Origin of the sequence: Bacillus sp. FJAT-29814 (assembly GCF_001510715.1) — a bacterium.
Taxonomy (GTDB): Bacteria; Bacillota; Bacilli; order Bacillales; family Cytobacillaceae; genus Neobacillus.
Map to the genome: position 1 here is coordinate 37,935 of NZ_LMTJ01000013.1, position 22,659 is coordinate 60,593.

The window sequence follows — 22,659 nt, forward strand, 5'->3', positions numbered from 1 at the left end:
ATGTTACGGACTATGGTAATTATATGATTGGAGGATATTGTTAAATTCCCAATTAGGGAAGCGGCGAATTGAAAATGATATAATATTGAAGGGAAATGAATCTGGTTTAAGGAGAAATGCAATATGATTCTCGTGATTGGCGGGGCTGGTTACATCGGCAGCCACCTTGTGAAGGAATTAGTTGAAAAGGAAGATGTCGTGATTCTGGATAATCTGTCAACTGGCCATCGTGAAGCCATTGACAGCCGGTCGATTTTTGTAAAAGGCGATTTAGGTAGCGAAGACGATTTGGAAATGATTTTTAAAAGCTATCCGATTAAAGCGGTGATGCATTTTGCCGCGAATAGCCTGGTGGGCGAGTCAGTGGTCGACCCATTGAAATATTACGAAAATAATGTCGCATCGACTTTAACTCTATTAAAAGTTATGATGAAATTCGATGTGAAAAACTTTATATTCTCATCTACTGCTGCTACATATGGGATTCCGACTGTAGATATCATTGATGAAACGACGCCAACAGCGCCAATCAATCCTTATGGCCATTCGAAGTTGATGGTGGAGCGAATGCTGGCTGATTTTTCAAAGGCTTATGACTTAAATTATGTAATCCTGCGTTACTTTAATGCAGCAGGGGCTCATGAATCCGCGGCGATTGGCGAAAGCCACGACCCGGAGACGCATCTAATTCCGATTGTTCTTCAGCAGTTGTTGGGCCAGCGGGAGAAGGTTTCGGTTTTCGGCTCGGATTACAACACGGAGGACGGTACCTGTATCCGTGATTATATCCATGTTACCGATTTGGCATCCGCACACATCCTTGCCCTTGAGGCGCTCCTTTCTGGGAAAAAGTCTGCCGAGGTGTACAACTTGGGTAACGGGCTTGGCTATTCCGTGAAGGAAGTCATCGAAACTTGTGAGAAGGTGACCGGGCTGAAGGCTAACGTCGAATTGGCCGACCGCCGTGCCGGCGACCCGGCAAGACTCGTCGCCTCCTCCGCCAAAATCTACACAGAGCTTGGATGGAAGGCTGAACGAGATCTTGAGAAAGTCATCTCCGACGCCTGGAACTGGCATCAGAAACAGAAATATTAAAGAAAAAGTCCAATTCACTTTCCGTCGTGAATTGGACTTTTATTTTTTTAATGCTGTAAAAATGCCAATTGAATAAAGAACAACACCGCAAAAACATATACTAGTGGGTGGACCTCACTCCATTTTCTCCTGACGAGCTTGAGCAGCGGATAGGTGATAAAACCAAGAGCAATTCCGGTTGAAATGCTTGAAGTCAGCGGCATCGCCAGGATGGTCAAAAACGCTGGAAACGCTTCGTCGAGATCATGCCAGCGGATGTTGGAGATGCTGCCCATCATCAAACTCCCAACAATAATCAGCGCTGGTGCGGTGATGGCTGAAATGCCGGAAACAGCGCTGACAAGAGGCCCAAAGAAAGCGGAAAGAATAAATAGACCAGCAACGGTTAAGGTGGTCAATCCTGTCCGGCCGCCTGCCGCAACCCCGGACGTAGATTCAATATAAGCCGTTGTAGGGCTTGTCCCGAACATCGCTCCGATTGCGGTTGCAATCGAATCCGACAGCAGTGCATGACGTGCGCGCGGCAGCTTGCCGTTTTTCATGAGCTTGGCTTGGTTGGCCACGCCAATCATCGTTCCCGTTGTGTCAAAAATCGTTACCAGGATAAATGAAAATACCACGGCATACAGGCTGTACTGAACGACATCGCCAAGGGCTGTAATAGGATTGGCGATAATTAGCCCCTCAGGGAGGGAGGGAAACGACAGGAAGCCTTTATCGAAAGATAGCTGACCGGTGAAAAAGGCGATCAGCCCGGTAATAATCATTCCGAAAAATATCGCTCCGTTAAGCCGCAGCATCATCAGAATCAAGGTGATGGCCAGTCCGACGATGGTAAGCAGGGCAGATGGCGCATGGAGATCGCCAAGTTTGACCAGATTGACAGGGTCAGCGACAATCACTTTTGTCAGGCGCAGGCCGATAAAGGCAACGAATAAACCAATTCCTGCAGTAATCCCGTGCTTCAGGTTATCAGGGATGGCATCTATTAATTTTTCCCTTAGTGGAGTGAGCGACAAGATCACAAAGATCAATCCGGCGACAAATACAGCGGCAAATGCAGTGTGGTAGCTGATATTTTGCCCGCCGCCTACAACGGAATAGGCAAAAAAGGCATTAAGTCCCATTCCTGGCGCGATGGCAATCGGATAATTGGCGAACAGTGCCATCCATAGCGTACCGATCACTGTGGCTAAGATTGTTGCAGTAAAGACTTGCTCAAACGGGACGCCGGCATCGGCAAGAATCACCGGGTTAACCACGACAATATACACCATCGTAAAAAACGTCGTAATCCCCGCCATAACCTCCGTTCTCGCATTCGTTTGGTTTTCCTTCAATTTAAACATAATAGCTCCTCCAAAACACGAACAATATATAAAAGACTTTATAATAATATTCGTTTTCTGTTCGAATTTCAATATCTAAATTTATTTTTCCCATTTTCTACGATGTATACCGTTCCATGGGTGTCAGGCACCGCGCGTGGACAATTTTTCGATTTTGTCCATGTGGGGCGGACACCATCCCAGCACGCATTTAGAACCGCAAGTTGAAATGGAGACTATTTGGACATGAGGTTTCATATTGTTTGTAATAAGTGATTATCGGTAAAGGGGATTTGTTATGCGCAAAAGAAGGTCTATTCCATTAAAGGGGATTATTTTAGGGGCTTTGGTGTTTGCTGCTGTGGCCATGCTGGTTCGCTGTGTCTTTGTTTCTTCTGAAGGGGAGGCGGTGGATGTGGTGAATGAGTTTTATCGTTATGAACAGGAGGGGGATTTCTCCAATTCTTGGGATTTATTTCATTCCGCCATGAGGAAGAAATTCACAAAAGGTGACTACATACAGGACCGCGCTCACGTATTTATGAATCATTTCGGGGTCGAAACTTTCACTTATACATTGGGCGAGGCAGAAAAACTGGACAAGTGGAAAATCTCCAAGGATGGTCCTGCGATGAAAAATGTCTACAAGATCCCGGTCACGCAAACGTATAAAGGCAAATATGGGAACTTTGATCTCATGCAGGAGGTTTTTGTTGTCGAAGAAAAAGACGAATGGAAAATTATGTGGGATTATAATCAGTAGACTTTCGTTTCAAATGATAGGGGAAATCGCCGCTTATCCCGACTTTAACAAACAAGAACTCCAGGAAATAAGCGCCAGTCAGCTATAAGGAAAGCAGCCTGCCAACCCTGTAATGTAACGGGAAGGCAGGCTGCTTTTTTTATTAAAGAAATAGCCGTTCCACCAGCCAAATCAGTCCTAATGCAAAAATCGCATACGAACCGTAGCGGATGATTTTATCTGAGAATTTCAGCTTGAACATATAGGTCAAGAGCGGCAACAATAGCAGGACAATCATCAACTGGACCACTTCGATGCCAATGTTGAAATTAAACAGCGCCACTGCGAGGTTACTTTTTGGAATATTCATTTCCTTTAAAATGGAAGCGAACCCTAGTCCATGAATCAACCCGAACAGAAACGTGATTCCCCAGCGATGCTTCAGATTCTTGCGGAAGACATTTTCCAGCGCCACATAGCAAATACTGAAGGCGATGACCGCCTCAACAAAACGTGACGGCAGTGTAACCAACCCCAATACCGCCAAACTGATGGTAATGCTGTGAGCTACGGTAAAAGATGTGACAACCGCTGCGTATTGTTTAAAGGTCTGTTTTCTTAAAAGCAAGGCAAACAGAAATAATAAATGATCATACCCAGTCAAGATATGGAGCATGCCAAGTTTGAAAAATGAAAACCAGCCAGAAGATGATGAAGTTTGGGCATGCCCTTGCTGTGTTTGGCTATCACCTGGGGTCTGTCCTCCATCGGGAACCGTTGTACCGCCATCAGAGGATTGTTCTTCCTGGTTTTCGGTAACTAAAATCGTCCATGTTCGCTCTTTTCCCTGTAGGACGGCTTGGCCGGACGCTCCCGGGTACTCAAAGGAAATCAGATTGACATAGTTTGTGTCCGGGTCATTCGTATAAAGGCCATCAGTAAACGAGACTGTATCGCCAGGTGTAAAGGCAGAAAAACGGAGATAAAAGGTTAGATAATTTTTATCCTCTTTTTTCTCAAGCTTCATTTTTTCCAGTTCTGGTTCTTGCTGACGGTTATTCAGGTCGAGAGATAAGCGATGATGAATTAATTCCTCCAATTCCACACTGGCTTTTTTTATTTCTGATTTATCAACATCATTGTTGTTATTTTTATCGATATCCTCAATTAGTTCAATAATAGATAATGTATCAAGAGAAAAGATAAGTTCAGTTTTATTGGTATCCATTTTGACTTTAGTAAAGCTGGCACTGTAGGTATGAGCCTGAGCCCAAGAAGGGAATCCTGTAAGCAGGATTAAAAAGATACATAGACACCACAAGTAATGTTGTCTATATTTGTCGAAAAAGAAAAGCACTGTTACGCCTCCTGATTGTTTTTGTAAAAAAATTATCCTACTATATATAATCACATTTCATAAGGCTTTGTATACGAAAATTAAAAAATATTCCTTTTTATTCCATAATATTAGTTATTTCTTTAATAATGAAAATTTTGTAGAATATTAGAGTAATAGATAAAATTTTGAAAGAGAGGGAGAAATTTTATTAGCTTCATAGACAAAACAATAATACTAAAAGGGACGGAAAAAAGATGAAATTTAATAAAAGGAAGTATAAGCGCTCGATTAGCATGCTTACGGCTATTCTCCTCTTGGTCAGCACGTTTTTGCCGAGCAGTTTGATTGGCAAAGTTAGCGCCTCTCCGTCGGGAGACAATGTTGTCATTTCCCAAGTTTATGGCGGCGGTGGTAATGGTACAGCTGGTACAAGTAATGCGGCAACCTATAATAAAGATTTTGTCGAACTTTACAACCCTACGGATCAGCCGATTAATATGGAAAATTGGCAAATTCAATACGGTTCTAGTACTGGAGCGTTTTCGAGTTCCTCAAATGCGGCTGCTATTAATGGAACGATTCCAGCACACGGCTATTATTTAATCGTGATGAGCGGCGGTGCTACTGGTGCTGAAATTCCTGTAGCGGCGGACATGACGGCTGGAATTAACATGAGCGGTACTAATGGTAAAGTCAGAATTGTAGACGGAAACAATACCGTAGTTGATTTGGTAGGTTTCGGTAGTTCAAGTGAGTTTGAAGGCTCACCTGCTTATACAAAAGGCACCAATGCTCTTTCAAATACAACCAGCGCACAACGTCGTCCTTATGCAAAGGTAAACCCTGCGCCTGGCAAAGGGAATGCTTGGGACACAGATGTAAATGCAGAAGACTTCTATGTAGGGCCAATTGCTGCTCCTAGAAACACAGCAAGCCCAACAGAGGCTCCAATGGTTCCGGTAATTAGCCTGGATCCAAATGGATTGAATATTCAATATCTAAAACAGGCAAACACAGTAAAGCTGATCGGGTTACCTGGAGCAGCTGTTGCAAATTCAACTATTAAAGTATTTGAAAGCGCGACTAACAGAGCTGAAATTGGTACCGGCACTGCCGCTGATAACGGCGCATTTGAAATCAGCCTGCCAGCAGATTTAACTCTGACTACTGTCTATGTTTCTGCCATTCAAGACGGAATGGATGAGAGCGCAGGAATTCCAATTAATGTAGCTGTTCCAAGCACAAGTGTGGACGCAACGAAACTGAGCTACATGGTTAACGCGGGAGCAGGAACATTAATAGGGGATAGTAAAGCAGCTGTCGCAAGCTCCACCATAAATGTTTACCCAAATGAAACCGTAAATCAGACTGAAATCCTGGCGACAGAAACTGTTGGGGCTACTGGCGGTTTCACGATTAAAATTAACAGCAACGCACCGGATAAAGTATACGTGACACAGCAATCCAGCAGCAAAACTGGAATTATGCTGGAGAGTACACCGGTAGCAGTTGAAAAAGCAGCTTTAGAACAAATTACGCCGATTAAAGATGTCGATGTAACGAATGCAACTGGTCTTTTAACAAACGTTAATAATTTCTTTACTATTGAAGGAATTGTAACCGTCCAAAATGGTATCATGGGTACTCAGAAGAATAACTTCTACATCCAGGATGCAACGGGCGGTATTAACATATTCGGAAGCTATGACTCTGGTCTGACGATTCAACGCGGCGACCAAGTTAAGGTCACTGGTAAGCTCATTGATTATTACGGCCTTGCAGAGTTTGAGCCTACCAATATTGTAAAAATTAGTGAAGGTAATAATCTGCCAACAACAAAGGATATTACAATTCTGGACTTAAACACATTTTCAACAATAGAGCCTCTTGAAGGATCGCTTGTAAAAGTAACCGGAAAAGTAACAACGGTGGCGGCATCTGGCGCCAATTACAACGTGACATTCGCAGATGATGCCGGAAAAACAACAACAGTGCGGGTAATGTCCGGAACCGACATTAAACCTGACACCGATCTGATTGTCGGAAACAGCTATTCCATTACAGGTATTGTTGGACAATATACATCTAATACCACACAGAAAACAAACGGATACCAAGTGTTCCCGCGTGACGTAAAAGACATTACGTCAATGTTAAACTTAAGCCACACCGCAATGACTGAAGTCTATCGCGATGTAAATATTGAATTTGTGGCGGTTGCCAGCGGTGCAGATTCCGTTAAAGCCTATTATCGTGCAACAGGTGCTGCAGACTATACAGCCCTGCCAATGAATGCGACCAGCGAAGGGCGTTATACTGCAATTTTACTAGCGGCTGACGTACCAGCAGCAGGTTTTGAGTATTACATTGAAGCAAAAGCTGGAGAAAAGGCAAAAACTTCAGGAACAAAAGAAGCACCACATTCAGTAGCGTTAATTTTAGACAAGGCTGCACCAACATTTACAGGAGAAACGCCTGTAGACAAAACCAGAGTGGAAACGCCGCGTCCGGAAATTGCAGTGGTCATCGACGACCCTAGCGGTGTTGACCCCGAGTCCGTGAAGGTTTGGTTTGATAATCAAGAAATTGATTACACGAAGGCTACGGTTAATGCAAAACAAGTAAAATTCACGCCGAATGCAGACCTTGCACTAGGATCTCACACAGTGAAAGTAGTAGCTACCGACCTTAAAGGTAACAGCGGTGAGAAAACATGGACATTTGAAGTTGTTCCACGTTTCACTGGCGGTAATCATTATCGTGGTACTACCCACAACCATACCAATATTTCACATGATGGTGCGGGTACGCCGGAAGCTGCCGTCAATGCCGGTAAAAAGTATGGCTATGACTGGTTCGCATTCTCTGACCACTCACATGATATTGACCCTGACCTGCTTGGTAAGGATACCGTAGAACGAGGCAACACACCTGAACGTTCAGGCGGTGCCGACTGGCAGTTAACAAAGGACTTGGCCAAGCAATATACGAAAAATGGTGATTATGTTGTATTCCCGGCATTTGAAATGACTTCAACATCTTGGGGACATTCGAACATTTTCGGTTCTCAGAATTTCATTGACCGGAATATTAACGGTAAAATGTACAATACTGATGTAACTAAATATTATGCATGGGTACTGACATACGAAGATATTGTGGGACAATTCAACCACCCTGATATGTCTGCTAACTCATTCAACAATTTCAAACCATACAACAAAGATGTAGACAAGCTGTTTACTATGTTTGAAGTAGGTAACGGTTCAGGGCACTATGGATATGCGAACGCCGAGAAGAAATACTTCTCTACCCTTGATTTGGGTTGGCATATTGCTCCTACGTATGGAGAGGACAACCATGAAGGAACATGGGGCCAGACAAAAGCGCGTACCGTTATCGTCGCAGATGACCTGTCAGAAGCATCATTGTTACATTCGATGAAAAATATGCGCGTCTACATGGTTGAAGATCCGAACTTCACCATGGATGTGTTGGCAAATGGTTACTACATGGGCTCAACAGTTGACAGCAAATCGCTTCAATTTAAGATTTCAGGAAGCGACTTAGTGGCGGAAAACCGGAGCATGCCGGAATATGACTATCTGGCAAAGGATTATAAATCAGATGACAGAGTCCAAAAGGTTGAGTTAATTTCCAATGGCGGTGTGGTCGTTGATTCTTATTCACCAATGGAAAAAGAATTCACATGGGAGCCATCTTATACAGTTAAAGGCGGCCAGCAATGGTTTGTAGTCCGTGTAACCCAAATGGACGGAGACAGGATGTATTCCTCACCAATCTGGTCGAAAGAAGAAGCAGTTGATGTAAAGGTAAACGGCATTACTGTTGACGGCGATGTCATCGTTGCAGGTAACCCGGCTACCCTAAAAGCTGATGTTGCCAATAACGGAACACAAGAGGTTAAAAATGTAAAAGTCGACCTATACTTCGATGTGGTGAAAGATGCGAACAAGATTGGTATGCAAACTCTATCATCCATTGTTTCCAAGGGAGTCGGCACAGCAACATTTACATGGAACAGCCCAATTAAAGGAGAACACACGCTGATTGCTGTTGTGACCTCGCTTGACGGTCTTGACCTTAGCGACGCCAAGTATACACAAACAGTTAATGTGAAGGAACCGCTAGGTATTAAAATCATGATTGATGCAAATCATGGCAATGAAAATACTAGTGGCGACAGCGGCTCCTATGCTAACAATCTGAAGGCATTTACTAAAATGCTGCAAATTGAAGGCTATACAGTCGTTGAAAACAAGACAACGATTACTGATGCAGTATTGGCAGGGGTCAAAGTCTTGGTTCTGACCCATCCGAAAACGGCACTGACAGCTGAAGAAAAAACAGCAGTGGCAAACTTCGTGAAAAACGGCGGTTCCCTATTGATGGCTGGAAAGTCCAATAAGAGTAGCGACCCGACGATTAATAACTCTCTCCTTGCGGAAATGGGATCTGCTATCCGTATGGGTAATGATGGTGTCTTCGATGACAGTAAAACAGGAAACTTCTGGAGCGATCCTGCTGTAGCACCATGGGCAGTAAGGTCATTCCCTGGATTAGTATCCAACTATATTACGGACCGTGTATCGTTTATTGAATACTTTAGCGGTACAAGCTTAGCAGGGGCAAATAACCAGCCGTTAACAGAAGGCGGCAAGGTTACAATCCTAGCCAAGGGAAATGAAACCACTTATCAAGGAAATATCTTAGGCGGTTATACCTATGATGCCGTTTCCGATGATAAGGGAGGATCTGCAATTCCGTTGATTGCCTCTGAGGAAATCGGTGAAAAGGGACGGATTGTAGTTTCCGGCATGAATATTTTTAACGATAAGCAGATGGATGAATCATTCGAGCCTTTAGGAAATGATGAATTTACTCTAAACGCGATCAACTGGCTTGCAGACCGCGGAACAAAAATAACGAAGATCGGCGATGCCCGCAACCTTGCTGACGACACAAATGTTGTCGTTGAAGGAACGGTTACGACTGGTGCCGGTGTATTCTTCGATGCCTTCTACGTCCAGGATGAAACTGGAGGAATCATGGCCTTCCAAGAAGTAACGGCTAGTTCCATAAAGCCTGGAGATAAGGTTCGGATTTACGGCCATATGAAAACATTTGATAACAATAAAGAGCTTGAGTTCGTCAAGTTTGACCAGGATGTCATAAAAATTGGCACTGGTGAACCAATACAGCCAAAAGCAGTTCAGACAGGGGATGCAACTTCGGAAGCATACCAAGGCTTACTTGTTAAAGTAAAGGGTAAAGTAACATCCAAGTTCGATGATAATTCCTATTACATCAACGATGGTTCTGGGAACGTGTTAGTATTCACTGATGGATATATTGTCAACCAAAGCGGCCCGGTTCCGGTGCTCAAGGTTGGCGACACGCTTGAAGCAGTCGGTCTTTCCGGTGCATTTGCCCAAGGGGAACGGATTCGTGTCCGTGATACGAAGGAACTAATCGGAACGCCAAACACTGATACAGGAACCCAGCCTGGCGATGGCAGTGGCGGAACGCAGCAGCCAGGTGAAAACGGCGGAGCACCGCAACCAGGGGATAACACTGGCGGAGAGCAACAGCCTGGCACACCTGGCGACACCCAGCAGCCTGGAACTAACAATGGTGGTACGCAACAGCCTGTAGTTACAGTTAAGCCAACTGTTGATGGCGGCAAGGCGACCATTCCTGCCAAGCAATTTGAAGATGCTGTGAAGGAAGCAGTGGCAACGAAAGGTGTTCTTACTGTCGACCTTGGAAGCAAGCAATCAAGCCGGGTGGAACTGTCCAAAGAGCAGGTTGCAGAGTTAAAGGCAGCAGGCATTTCATTGGCAGTGTCAAATGATTATGTAACAGTAAACATCCCTACAAGCATTCTTAAAGATGGCAAAGATTTCAACGTTGCCCTTAAAGAATTAGCAAAGATTGACCAAGCAAAGAGCCCGGTATATGATTTCACCATCATTATTAACGGCCAAGTCATTCATGAATTTGCCGAGCCAATTACATTGACATTCGATGTGGATGTGAGCAAGGTGAAAAACACGAATAACTTGAAAGTGTTCTACTTTAATGAAAAAACAAAAGGATGGGAACTGGTTCCAGGTGCAGTTTATCGAAATGGCAAGGTCGAAGTACAGACAAAACACTTCAGCATCTTCACCGTATTTGAAACAGAGGGAACCAAAGTCAATGCCGACGCTCCAACGCAATTAAATGGCGACAAGCTGCCAGATACAGCGACAAATTCTTACAACCTATTATTCGCAGGGTTGCTGCTGTTGGCACTTGGCTTCTCCTTAGTCCTGATTAAAAGACGTAAACAAGCATAAATGTTAAACCAAAAACAGGCCAAAATCTATTAGATGATTTTGGCCTGTTTTTTAGTTAATTCAACCGCGCCTCTGTCTTTATCCTAACGGATTGTCCAATCGGCTTAAGTTCATTTTAATAGGACGATTGTTTCGGAATTGCTCTCCCGATGTAATTGCCTATTCCCAAGGCCAGCAGGATTCCAACTGCATTAAATCCAATATCAAACAGCCTTCCGTTGCGAGTGAAATATAGTTGGAGCAACTCGGTCAGGGCAGCATAAGCGGCCGCCATTACTAGTATCTTCCAACTTGTTTTTAGCTTTGTTTGCAGTAGGATGGTAAGAATAAAAAATGCGGTAATATGCCCGAGCTTTTGCATCAGGAAGTCTGAGCTCATCCGTTCAGGCAATGGATCAAGCAACTGGCCAAACAACGGCTGCGGGTCCCACTCAAACCGAACCATCCCCGACTCAAAGAGGCCACGGAAACTGGCATTACACGTCATAACAAAAATCGCCCCCGCCCAAACCAAAACCAACAACCAACGCATTCCAACACCACCTCACCCACATTCTAAACCCGGAAAAGCAGGTTTATACCTTGGAAAGATGAGTATTGGTGTCAGGCACCATTCGTGGACAAATGTCCTCCACAGACGGACAGTCCCGATTAGGGCTCCTATCAATGGCCTGGGGGTGTATCGTTTTGTACTCTTTTATATAGGAATAAATACCTATTCCTTATTAATGTTTCCACGTTAACCAACATGGTTTGACGAAGGTCGCCTATCATTCTAGGACTTTAGTATTATTTATTCTGGAATTCTATCATTTTTTGTAAAACTATTAATGTTTACGATGTGATAAAAATCATTGATAATCTAGTGGTAGCGCTTACATTTACTAAAAGGAGGAGTTTTATGAAAAAGAAAAAAATAATGTCAGCTTTATTAACGGCTGGGCTGGTGCTAAGCGTCAATGGCGCTTATGCTGCCGGACCGACAGGAGCACCGAATGCTCAGTCCGCAACCGCGTTTGATAACAAGATTATCAAAAAAATCAGTGCGGACAACATGTATAACACCATTGCCAAATTATCGGCACAGCCGCGAGCGGCCGGGACAGAAGGGGAATGGATTGGCGTCCAGTACATAGCGAGCCAGTTTAAGCAGTATGGCTACGAGACAGAAATCCAGCCATTTAAATTCTATGAGGCGATTAGAACTAATGTGTCAGGTACTCTTATGATCAATGGCCAGGATTTAAAACCGTATGTATTCTCCGGTTCATATAGTGCTGAGGTAACAGCCGAAGTTATGCATGTAGGCAAGGCCATTGCTGGCACCGTACCTGATTCCGTTAGAGGCAAAATCGCTCTGATTGAACGCGGCGATATCACCTTTGTGGAAAAAATTCAAAATGTGTTGGATAAAGGTGCTGTCGGTGTCATTATGTACAATAACACTGGCACTTCCAATGCATTCGGTCAAGCCACATATGGGCAAAATATTCCTGCAATAGGCATCACCAGGGCTCAGGGGTTGGCGTTGGTTGAACAGTTGAAGGCAGGAACGTTTACAGCGACAATCAAGGTATCCGGTTCAGGTATTGCTGAAAAAACTTCCTACAACGTCATTGCCAAAATGAAACCGAATAAAAACAAAGATAACGGCCAAATCGTTATGGTCGGCGCCCATCATGATTCAGTTCCAAACGGACCGGGAGCGAATGATGACGCCTCCGGAACCTCGGCGGTATTGGAGTTGGCACGGGTAATGGCGAACGCCCCGATTGATACAGAGCTGCGCTTTGTCACATTTGGAGCCGAAGAAAAAGGATTGCTGGGCTCTTATCATTATGCCGGCACGTTAAGTGAAAATGAAGTGAATAACATTGTTGCCCACTTCCAAATGGATATGATTGGTAGCAAGGATGCTGGCGGTACAGGAAACCCGGCAGGCGGATTAATCATGTACACGATTGATGGTAAGAAGAACTTGGTAACCGACCTTGCCTCTGCTGCAGGTGCAAGAACAGCAGCCGGAGAGCCGATTCCAGCTGGCCAGTTGGGACGTAGTGACCACGAGCCATTCCATCTGCTCGGCATCCCGGCGGCATTATTCATCCACTCGCCACTGGAGCCATGGTACCACACACCTCAAGATACTCTTGAGCACATCGACAAAAACAAACTGCAGCAAGTGGCTGAAATCGTAGGCGCCTCCGTCTATCAAATCGCCCGTCCGGACACTCCGGCACTACAGAATGCAAGAGTCGCACCTGGTCCGGTAGACTACGAAGTCGTAAACCGCCCGCCTGGAGCATAACAATAGTAAAAGTTCCTCCCTTTCGTCATATTCTTGCTCAGACTACAAATAATAAATGTGGTTTGAGTGATTTTATGACCTGAAAAGGAGGATTTTTTTTGAGCAAGTTCAGTTTTTTGCCATGGTGCTGTTCATGATTGCCGGACAGCTGACGGCACAGCTCTTTCCCACGCACACACTTGCACAAAAGGAGGATTGACAGTTCAACTTCGCATACTTGAAACAACCGACCTTCATTTACACTTGGCAAATTATGATTATTACCAAACAAAGCAGGATGACAAGGTGGGTCTCGTCAAAACTGCAACCCTCATTAAACAGGCTCGTGACGAAGTGAAAAATTCGCTGTTATTTGATAACGGAGACAATATCCAGGGTAACCCGCTAGGCGATTACATCGCCAAGGTAAAGGGCCTGAAGAATGGGGAAATCCACCCAGTCACAAGGGCCTTCAACCATCTCAAATATGACGCCGCCACAGTCGGAAACCACGAATTCAATTACGGCCTCGACTTTTTGGAGCGGGCACTGAAAGGCGCTGAGATGCCGGTGGTCAATGCCAATGTCTTTGACGCAAAAACCGGCAAGCCATATTTTGAGCCGTATCTTATTTTTAATAAAAAATTCAAGGATGAACAGGGCAAAAATCATGTGATTAAGGTAGGCGTTATCGGGTTTGTCCCGCCGCAAATCATGGAATGGGACAAAGAAAATCTCGAGGGGAAGGTTGTCGTCAACTCAATTGTCGAGTCGGCGAAAAAATACATTCCGGAAATGAAAAAGAAGGGGGCCGATGTGATTGTCGCCCTCGCCCACACCGGAATCAGCGCCGAGCCGTACAAGCCTGACATGGAAAACGCCGCCTACTACCTGACTGAAATCAAAGACATTGATGCCGTCCTGACCGGGCATTCGCATAACCTGTTTCCAGGCCCAATGTATGCCAATTTGCCAAACACAAATCTTGAAAAAGGGACCATCAACGGCAAACCGGTCGTGATGTCCGGGTCGCTTGGCAGCCATTTGGGCGTGATTGATCTGACATTCCAAAAGACACGCGGAAAATGGAACATTTTGAACGGCACTGCAGAGATTCGGCCGATTGCCGATGCTGCCGGGAAGACCATTGTTGCCACTGATGAGGCAGTAATAAAGGAAATCCAACCGGAGCATCAAGGCACGATTAACTACGTTAACCAGCCAATCGGCGAAACGACCGCACCAATCTTCAGCTATTTTGCACTCGTGCAGGATGATCCGTCCGTGCAAATCGTCAACAACGCCCAAACCGAATACTTAGTTGAAAAATTGAAGGACCTGACATACAGCAAATTTGCTGGGATTCCCGTGCTATCGGCGGCAGCGCCGTTTAAAGCAGGTGGACGCGGGGGCCCAGATTACTACACTGATATTCCGGCGGGCACACTGGCAATCAAAAACATCGCCGACCTTTATTTGTATCCGAATTCGCTACATGCTGTGTTGATAAACGGGGCACAGCTCAAAGAGTGGCTCGAGATGAGTGCCGGCCAATTTAACCAGCTCAATCCAGCCCAAAGCGGTGACCAGCAGTTAATAAACCCTAATTTTCCATCCTATAATTTCGATATAATAGATGGGGTCCAATACCAAATCAATGTCACAAGGCCGGCAAAATACGATAAAAACGGCAATGCTGTTAATCCAAATTCAAGCCGAATCGAGAACCTGACATATCAGGGCAAACCGGTTACGCAGGAGCAGCAGTTTATTGTTGCGACGAACCACTACCGTGCCTCCAGCAATACATTCCCTGGGGTCAGTGCGGGGCAAGTGATTCTCGCATCGCCTGATGAAAACCGGCAGATCCTCACCAATTACATTCAGGCGAACAAAACAATCAACCCATCCGCGGATAGCAATTGGGCACTGGCGAAGTTCCAGGGAACCGTAACGCCAGTGTTCGACTCGTCTCCAAAGGCACAGTCCTTTGCGGAAAAATTGGAAAACATCCGCTACATCGGCCCATCAGCGGGCGGATTCGCGAAATACTCAATCGATTTAACTCGATAAAAAAAGGGAACTAAGGCAGTTCAATCTACCTTAGTTCCCTTTTTGTTAGTTATGGTGTTACTTTTTGAATCCGGCCCTCCGCTTTGTATTCGAAAGGTTTTGGAAGTGACTTTACAAAATCCACAGTTGCCTGTAAATCTTCAGGCCCAATTTCGAGCCCCGTTGAAAGTGCACCAATTCCATATTTGGCATTTCCGTACATATAATTGTTCACAACGACTGAATACTCTTTGTTCGGATCAATTTTACTACCGTCCGGAAGGAAGATGTCAACGACTTTGCCGGTTTTCGTAGCATCATCAAAGGTGAACGTGTACTTAAACCCAGCAATATGGAAGTCAAGGCCGCGATCAGTAATTTGGTTGTTTAATACCTGTTCCAGATCGGCACCGCTAAGGTTCACCTTATTCAGCACATTCCCAAATGGCTGGATCGAGAATAAATCCCCAAATGTAACTTCTCCAGCGTCAAGGTTGGCACGGACGCCGCCGCCATTCATTAAGGCAAAGTCGGAATTCATCGCAGCTTTCATGCCATCAGCAATTAAGTTTCCTAGTCCATTGTCACCAACCGCTTCAGTTGAAGGGTAAGCTTTTACTAAAGAGGTAAGGGAGCTGCCTACTAACTCGGCCTTGATTGGAGCTACCTGGTCCTCGTATTTTTTCATTATCGCCGAAACAGCAGGGTCTGGGGTGTAGTCAGACTGAAAAACTGTTACAATTTCAGCTTCTTTTTTAACAATATCACCTGTTTTCGGGTTTATCAAAAGGTCAACATCAGAAAAAGCAGAACCGTAGGAATAGGCTTGGACAATTAACTTGTTATCGACCACTTTATTATTATAGACATGGTTATGTCCTGCAAAAATAACATCTACCTCATCATCGATTGTTTCAGCAATCCTAGAAGCATCGAACGAATCCGTATAACCGTCTTGAGCTGCAGGGTTATGGGCAAGAACGACAATGGCTTCAATGCCCTGCGCCTTTAATTCGGACGTATACTTGTTAATCGCTGCTGACTCATCGGTAATCTGTAAATTTTCATTTCCTTTTGTGACAATCATATTTGGGGTCTCCTGCGTAATCACACCGATAAAGCCAATCTTTACACCGCCTACTTCTTTTACCACATATGGAGCCGTGATTAATTGGCCAGTCGATTTGTCAAAAGCATTGGCGGCAACGATTGGAAAGTTCATGCCGTCGTAGCCAGCAGTTCCCTTTGGATGCTCGCCGCCATCCATCATCCGGTGCAGCTCGGCAATGCCCTCGTCAAATTCATGGTTTCCAAGGGTACCGACATCAAAGCCCAAAGATTCCATGACTTCCACTGTAGGCTCGTCCTGAAAAAGCGCCGAAATGAGCGGGCTGCCGCCAATCATGTCGCCAGCGTGGACAAGTAACGTGTTTGGGTTTGTAGCTTCACGCTCACGAAGGGCAGCGGCAGTGTATTCCATGCTTCCGGCAAGTCGTCCGCCCACATTTGTATCTGTATCAAGCTGACCATGCAAATCATTCATCCCAAGCAGCTGGACTTTTACCGGCTCAAACCCGATGTCCAATTTAAAAATGCCAAAGCCGCCTGCGTCAGTTTTTCCAGTATAAGAAATATTGCCGCCAGCATACTTTTCTGCTGCAGGTGATGAAGTAAACGTGACATTCACATTCCCCGGAATTGGTGCAATTGACCAGTTATTATCAGCAGTTGGAGTGATTTCCTTCATTTCCGTAATATAATCCATTAAGATCTGTCGGTTTTCATCCGCGGAGTCAACAACCATCTCGCTTCCTTTGACACCAGGGAAGTTACCGCCGCCTCCAGCGCGATAGTTGTTGGTTACCACGATAAAGTCTTGGTCAGGGTCTACTGGTTGACCATTGTAAGTAAGATTCAAGACACGGCTGGAATTCGGGTTAAGGATGGTTCCGTCCGGCTTATATTTTGCAGGCTGTGTTACATCAATTTGGTATTGAACGCCATCGATCACATCAAAGTTAAATACTTGGAAATCAGGGTTTAATAATGCCTGCTCTCCGGTTTTATTCGGGTCAATCGTATTATACTTGCCAGCTGTCATTTCAATCCATTCTTTCACGACAGAGCCTTTTACTTTAATGGCCTTTAACGTGTTGTCGTATAAGTACAGGTCGCCGGCACTGCGGATTGTTAAATCGCCTTTCTGGATTTCTGTGTACTCCGATACTCCGTTACGTCCAGCTTTGAATGGAGCTCCAACAGACAGGATTGGTAGATCCTTGTATTCGGGTTTGCTTAAGGCAATGTAATTTTCTACATACCATTTTTGTGCATCGGTGACAACTTGGATAGATGGGTCATCCTGAACTAGAGCAAAATAGCTGTAAATGTCATCGGTTGTTTTGCCGATAGGGGTATTCACGTATTTGATTGTTGCTTCGTGGTCTGGTGTAACAGCCTTTACGATAGATGCAACTGGCTCTACTGTCTTTTTCGTCACTGTTTTTCCAGCGGAATCTTTCACATCTTCATAGATTTCCCGAGTCGAAGACTGCGAATCTGCCACCGACCATTTTCCTCGAACTTTTTCCAGCTTAAGGTCGATGATTCCTAAAGACCCGCCGCCATAGCCAGCTTGTACCGCAGGGACTCCGTTGATGGTGCCTTTTTCATTATCTACTCCCGGAAGCGGCTTTCCGTTAGCACCCTTAAACAGACCATCAAGGGCGGCTACGGTTTTTGCCGGAAATAGTTTATGAGTATGCGAGAAGGTAATCGCATCAATACCATCCACTTCACTCAGCGCATAAATGACATCTTCCGTGTTCGCCTTATTGCCGCTGAAGCCGGAGTGCGTCATCGCAACAACCAAATCGGCGCCTTCCTCACGCATTTGCGGAATATATTTCTTAGCCGTCTCAACGATTCCCTTTGTAATCACTTTTCCATCCAAATGGGCCTTGTCCCATTCGTTAATTTGCGGCGGCACGAAGCCGATGAAACCAACCTTGATCACGTGCTTTTTGCCTTGCTCATCCACCACTTTTTTATTCAAAATTTTATAAGGGGTGAATTTGTTTATATCGTTATTCGGATTGTTGTCATGGTCATCGACATAAACGTTGGCGTTGACAAACGGGAATTTCGCATCATCGTATGCCTCTTCCAAAAACTCAAGCCCGTAGTTAAATTCGTGATTTCCGAGGGTTGCGATATCATAGCCCATTTGGTTCATTGCTTTAAAAACCGGATGTACCTCGCCGTCCTGTAAAGGATCGATTTTTGCTACATACGTTCCAAGTGGGGTTCCCTGAATCAAGTCGCCATTGTCGACCAACATGCTGTTTTCTGCTTCTGTCCGTGCCTGTTTTACTAGTGAGGCTGTGCTGGCCATACCGACCTTTAAGTATTCAGCATTTTTGTAATAATCGTAGTTTAAAACATTTGTATGTAGGTCCGTTGTTTCCATCAACCGGAGCTCTACTACAGAATCTTTCTTACCCGCATTTGGGTTCTTGGCTGCTGCGTCGACCTGTGTCCCCGAAAAGAATGGAGCCCCGAGAAGTGTTACGGCCAGTGATGTGGACAACAGTTTCTTTATACCGCTCATTTTCAACCTTTTTCACCATCCTATTAATCTAGTTTTTTTTCCTGAAAAAATAGTCGAATAATCCCCCCTAAAAAAATCCTCGAAAAAAGGCTGCTTCCTACCTATCAAAAAGCAGCCATTATAATATTTCGTTCTTAATATAGAATTTAAGGGGATATCCTTCATAATAATAAAAAATTTTCTACTATTCTGTAAGGGAAAGAAGTCATGGGTCAAAAAGCAGGGATATTCTAGCAACGCGTTAAAGCAAGTGGGAGGTGTAGACAATTTTAAGTATTGTTATAGAATAATAATTAAAAAAGGAAGTCAAATATGAATAAAACAGTAAAAGACTTGTTATATATTTTGACCGGTGCGTTCATTTTTGCGTTGGGTGTAAATTATTTTACAATACCAAATCAACTCTCCGAAGGCGGCATTTTAGGGATCACCATCATCACCTATTATTTGTTCCAATGGTCCCCGGGGGTCGTGAATTTCGTCATTAACGCGCTGCTCATTGTAGTTGGCTACAAATTTTTTGAAAAAAGAGCATTTATCTACACCATCATTTCCATTGCATCCAGTTCCGGGTTTTTATTTTTAACAGAGGACATCGGAAAAAAGTTGACCGACGATATGCTGCTAGCATCGCTGTTTGCCGGGTTGTTGGTCGGTGTGGGATTAGGTTTGATATTCCGGGCCGGGGGCTCTTCAGGGGGAACGACAATCCTTGCCAAGCTCGCCAACCAGTATTTTGGCTGGAGCATCGGCAAGGCGATGCTGCTTCTCGACATCATTGTTGTCGCCGGATCGATTTTTATCATCGGCTTGGAAAAAACGATGTACACCTTGCTGGTGGTTTATGTCGGGGCGAAGGCCATCGATTTTATTGTCGAGGGGCTGGATGAACGGGTCGCGGTATTAATTATTTCGAATTCGCCTGACCGGGTGCTAGCGATGATTACGGAAAAAATGTCGCGTGGCCTCACTGTGTTGGACGGCCACGGGGGCTATACCGGCCAGAAAAAGGAACTACTCTACATTGTGATAAATAAACAGGAAATCGTCCAGCTGAAGAATTTGATTTACGAAATCGACGAGCATGCCTACGTGACGATTCACAATGTCCATGAAATGATGGGCAAGGGGTACAAGGCTGGATAGGTATTAACTACTATGACAGATGTGTGTCAGTTAAAATGGTTCATGCTAATTATTTTGCGAAATGGGTAGGATAAAGGGGGATTCTGTCGAATATATGTATTACCGAGAATTTAATTACTGGGGTTGGTAAGGTGAGGCTGCATAAAGGAAAAATAGCAATCGTAATCATCATACTGCTGGCGCTGTTTCCGATTTACACATTTATCAATGCTGTTAAAGTCGGGGAAAAAGATAGCAATACCGGAAATGCTGCAACTCAGGTTGACGTGGCAAAGAAAGTAAAACCTAATAAGAAGGCCGATGATGTGGCGGAAAAAGGCCCATCGGAAGACACTTCTCAACAAGCTGAGGTGGAAGAGGCTGCTGCTAAGACAGAGGATTCTCCAGCGGCTAGTGATTCTGCTGTTCCTGAGCCTGGAGCATCCGATGAAACCAAGAAAACCAGTGATAATAACGGCTTTGTGGTGGTTATAGACCCAGGACATCAGCTGAGGGCTAACCTGGAGAAGGAGCCGGTCGGCCCGAATGCCAAGGAAACGAAACTCAAGGTTTCGGGTGGCACAACAGGGGTTGCCACTGGAAAGCCGGAATACGTCTTGACGATGGAGGCCTCGCTCATTTTGGGGGAAATACTCGAGAAAAATGGGGTACAGGTGATTTTTACAAGGACGACCCATAATGTCAATATAAGCAACCGTGAGCGGGCGGAAATTGCCAACCAAAATAAGGCCGATTTGTTCGTTCGAATTCATGCGGATGGGGCGGAGGACCCGACCGTCAGCGGATTTTCAGTATTAACGCCGGCAGCAAACAGTCCATATACCAAAGAAATCTACCAGGATAGCCTGAAGGCCTCACAAATGATCATCGAGGCAGCCGCCAAGAATCCGACCGTGAAAGTAAACGGGGTCAAATTCCGCAACGACCTATCCGGCTTCAACTGGTCCCAAGCCCCCAGCACCCTCATCGAAATGGGCTACATGACCAACCCAGCCGAAGACAAAAACCTATCCGACAGAGACTACCTGACTAAATTAATCAGAGACGTCGCAGACGGTATCCTCCAATACGCACATTACAAAGAGGAATAATGTGTAAAGAGTGGTATCGGTGTCATCAGTGATAATGGTGTCAATAGTGTTAATGGTGTCAATAGTAATATTGGTGTCAGGCACCATCCGTGGACAAATTGCTTTTTTGTCCACGTGGGGCGGACACGAAACTTTTCGAAAGAAATCGGTCGCTAATAGAGTTACTAGCGATCGTTTTCTTTTTTGTTTTTCTTCATATAACCTCAGATATGTCCCAACTTCTACTACTGATTCAATCTACGTAAACAACATAAACGGCTTGTTTTCTACAAAACTAGTTAATTAATTCACCTATTTTTCTACAACATCTACTCTATTGCTCTATTATCATAATATTTAGAAAACCGAAGGAGTGATGTTAATGAAAAAGAAGAAATTTATGACTGGGCTGGGGGTTGTCGCACTATGTGCAAGTTTAGCAACACCAGCACTAGCAAGCAATTCTCCCAATGGGAATTTAACAAACCCAAACCAAGTCTACTCTATTAAAGGATTTTCTGATTATGCTGAAATGGTAAGCCGTTTGAAGCAAATTCAGGATAATAGCCAAGGTAGAGTGGCCGTTAAAGTTGTTGGAAAATCCAACCGCGGCCTCGATATTTATCAGGCAAGAGTGGGAAATGGCAAGAAAGTAGTTCTCATAGAAAGTGAGATTCACGGAAACGAAAATACAGGATCCGAGGCAATCCTGAGCGTTCTTCAATATCTCGGTTCAAGCAATTCCCCTGAGGCAAAGAAAATTCGTGACGAAATTACCCTAGTGGCCTTGCCAAAAATGAATCCTGATGCGGACGAGCGGGACCGCCGAGGAAACAGCATGACATGGCAGGAAGTTGTGGCCAAATTCCCGCAACTAGCAAGTGTAAAACCTGCTTGGAACTACTATACATCCAGTAATATGCAGCAAAGGGATTATTCCAAAGATCCCGGCTTTGACGTCAACCGCGACTTTAACCCGGACTTAAATTATGTCCCTAACGCCTCCGACTTCCCAGGATCATCCAGTAAACCAGGCTGGTACATAACACCGGAATCCCAAACGGTGAGAGATGTATATAAGAAATTAAAAGCTGAATTCGGAAAAGTGGACACCTTTATTGACCTGCACCATCAAGGCCAATATTATGTCGAAGGCACCGATGACCTTGTGACGATGTCGCTATCCGCCGAATTTGTCCCAGACCCGCGTACACCTAAGGGATCGAAATATGCTGATTATGCGAAAAACTACAATGTTGATTATTCAAAACAATTGAACCTTGCTGCCTACAATGCGTTGCAGGCTTCAGGGAATTCACCATTCACCAATATTACCCTTTATCAGCGGAACCTTGACCTTCCTGGTACCGCATTGGGAAGCTTTGCCCTTAACGGCAGCGGCACCATCCTCTTTGAAGTAAGAGGCCAAAGCCACACTTTAGGGCAAAAGAAGAAAGGCCAGCTCGTAAAAGCAGTGGAAACTGGACTTTACGGCATTTTGAACGGTGTTGCTGATGGCTCTGTAAAAAATTTGGACCCAGCAGACTATGAAAAGATTCCAGAAACCGCCTACGAACCATCTCTTTAAAAAAATGCCCCCTTTAAACACTAAAGTGTTCGAAGGGGGC

The 22,659-nt window shown here is 44.7% G+C and carries 11 protein-coding genes and 1 pseudogene; 8 read left to right on the forward strand and 4 right to left on the reverse strand.

Going from position 1 to position 22,659, the window contains the following annotated elements; translation table 11 throughout:
- The first annotated feature begins 123 nt into the window (after window positions 1-123).
- Window positions 124-1,095: a UDP-glucose 4-epimerase GalE gene (gene galE / locus AR334_RS26250; RefSeq protein ID WP_066321115.1), complete on the forward strand. Its 972-nt coding sequence runs from the start codon at window positions 124-126 to the stop codon at window positions 1,093-1,095.
- Window positions 1,096-1,142: 47 nt separating this feature from the next.
- On the opposite strand, the gene AR334_RS26255 is transcribed toward galE, so the two are convergent.
- Window positions 1,143-2,444, reverse strand: coding sequence for an NCS2 family permease (locus AR334_RS26255; RefSeq protein ID WP_066321118.1), 1,302 nt, complete (start codon window positions 2,442-2,444; stop codon window positions 1,143-1,145).
- Window positions 2,445-2,721: 277 nt separating this feature from the next.
- Between AR334_RS26255 and AR334_RS26260 the strand changes: the two genes are divergently transcribed.
- Window positions 2,722-3,186: a hypothetical protein gene (locus tag AR334_RS26260; RefSeq protein WP_066321121.1), complete on the forward strand. Its 465-nt coding sequence runs from the start codon at window positions 2,722-2,724 to the stop codon at window positions 3,184-3,186.
- Between the two features lie 142 nt (window positions 3,187-3,328).
- Here AR334_RS26260 and AR334_RS26265 read toward each other — a convergent pair whose 3' ends face one another.
- A complete protein-coding gene (locus AR334_RS26265) occupies window positions 3,329-4,522 on the reverse strand; it encodes a HupE/UreJ family protein (protein WP_066321124.1) in 1,194 nt (397 codons plus the stop codon).
- Window positions 4,523-4,758: 236 nt separating this feature from the next.
- On the opposite strand from AR334_RS26265, the gene AR334_RS26270 reads away from it, so the two are divergent.
- A complete protein-coding gene (locus AR334_RS26270) occupies window positions 4,759-10,866 on the forward strand; it encodes a DUF4350 domain-containing protein (protein ID WP_066321125.1) in 6,108 nt (2,035 codons plus the stop codon).
- A gap of 115 nt (window positions 10,867-10,981) precedes the next feature.
- Here AR334_RS26270 and AR334_RS26275 read toward each other — a convergent pair whose 3' ends face one another.
- On the reverse strand, window positions 10,982-11,398 hold the full coding sequence (locus AR334_RS26275) for a VanZ family protein (RefSeq protein WP_066321126.1): 417 nt from the start codon (window positions 11,396-11,398) through the stop codon (window positions 10,982-10,984).
- A gap of 369 nt (window positions 11,399-11,767) precedes the next feature.
- Between AR334_RS26275 and AR334_RS26280 the strand changes: the two genes are divergently transcribed.
- Both AR334_RS26280 and AR334_RS26285 read left to right on the forward strand, forming a co-directional pair.
- Window positions 11,768-13,174, forward strand: a complete 1,407-nt coding sequence (locus tag AR334_RS26280) for a M28 family peptidase (RefSeq protein ID WP_066321129.1) — start codon at window positions 11,768-11,770, stop codon at window positions 13,172-13,174.
- A 192-nt stretch (window positions 13,175-13,366) separates the two neighbouring features.
- A pseudogene (locus tag AR334_RS26285) lies at window positions 13,367-15,226 on the forward strand (bifunctional 2',3'-cyclic-nucleotide 2'-phosphodiesterase/3'-nucleotidase); the annotation flags it as partial.
- 49 nt (window positions 15,227-15,275) lie between these two features.
- Here the strand turns inward: AR334_RS26285 and AR334_RS26290 are convergent.
- Entirely contained in the window at window positions 15,276-18,815 is a 3,540-nt protein-coding gene (locus AR334_RS26290; RefSeq protein WP_066321193.1) for a bifunctional 2',3'-cyclic-nucleotide 2'-phosphodiesterase/3'-nucleotidase, read from the reverse strand.
- A gap of 312 nt (window positions 18,816-19,127) precedes the next feature.
- Here AR334_RS26290 and AR334_RS26295 point away from each other — a divergent pair, with 312 nt between their 5' ends.
- The 3 genes from AR334_RS26295 to AR334_RS26305 all read left to right on the forward strand — a co-directional run bounded on the left by AR334_RS26295 (window position 19,128) and on the right by AR334_RS26305 (window position 22,619).
- On the forward strand, window positions 19,128-19,961 hold the full coding sequence (locus tag AR334_RS26295; RefSeq protein ID WP_066321135.1) for a YitT family protein: 834 nt from the start codon (window positions 19,128-19,130) through the stop codon (window positions 19,959-19,961).
- A gap of 131 nt (window positions 19,962-20,092) precedes the next feature.
- Window positions 20,093-21,052: an N-acetylmuramoyl-L-alanine amidase gene (locus tag AR334_RS26300; RefSeq protein WP_066321138.1), complete on the forward strand. Its 960-nt coding sequence runs from the start codon at window positions 20,093-20,095 to the stop codon at window positions 21,050-21,052.
- Between the two features lie 361 nt (window positions 21,053-21,413).
- Complete coding sequence (locus tag AR334_RS26305) at window positions 21,414-22,619, forward strand: M14 family zinc carboxypeptidase (RefSeq protein ID WP_066321141.1); 1,206 nt, start codon at window positions 21,414-21,416, stop codon at window positions 22,617-22,619.
- The last annotated feature ends 40 nt before the right edge of the window (window positions 22,620-22,659 follow it).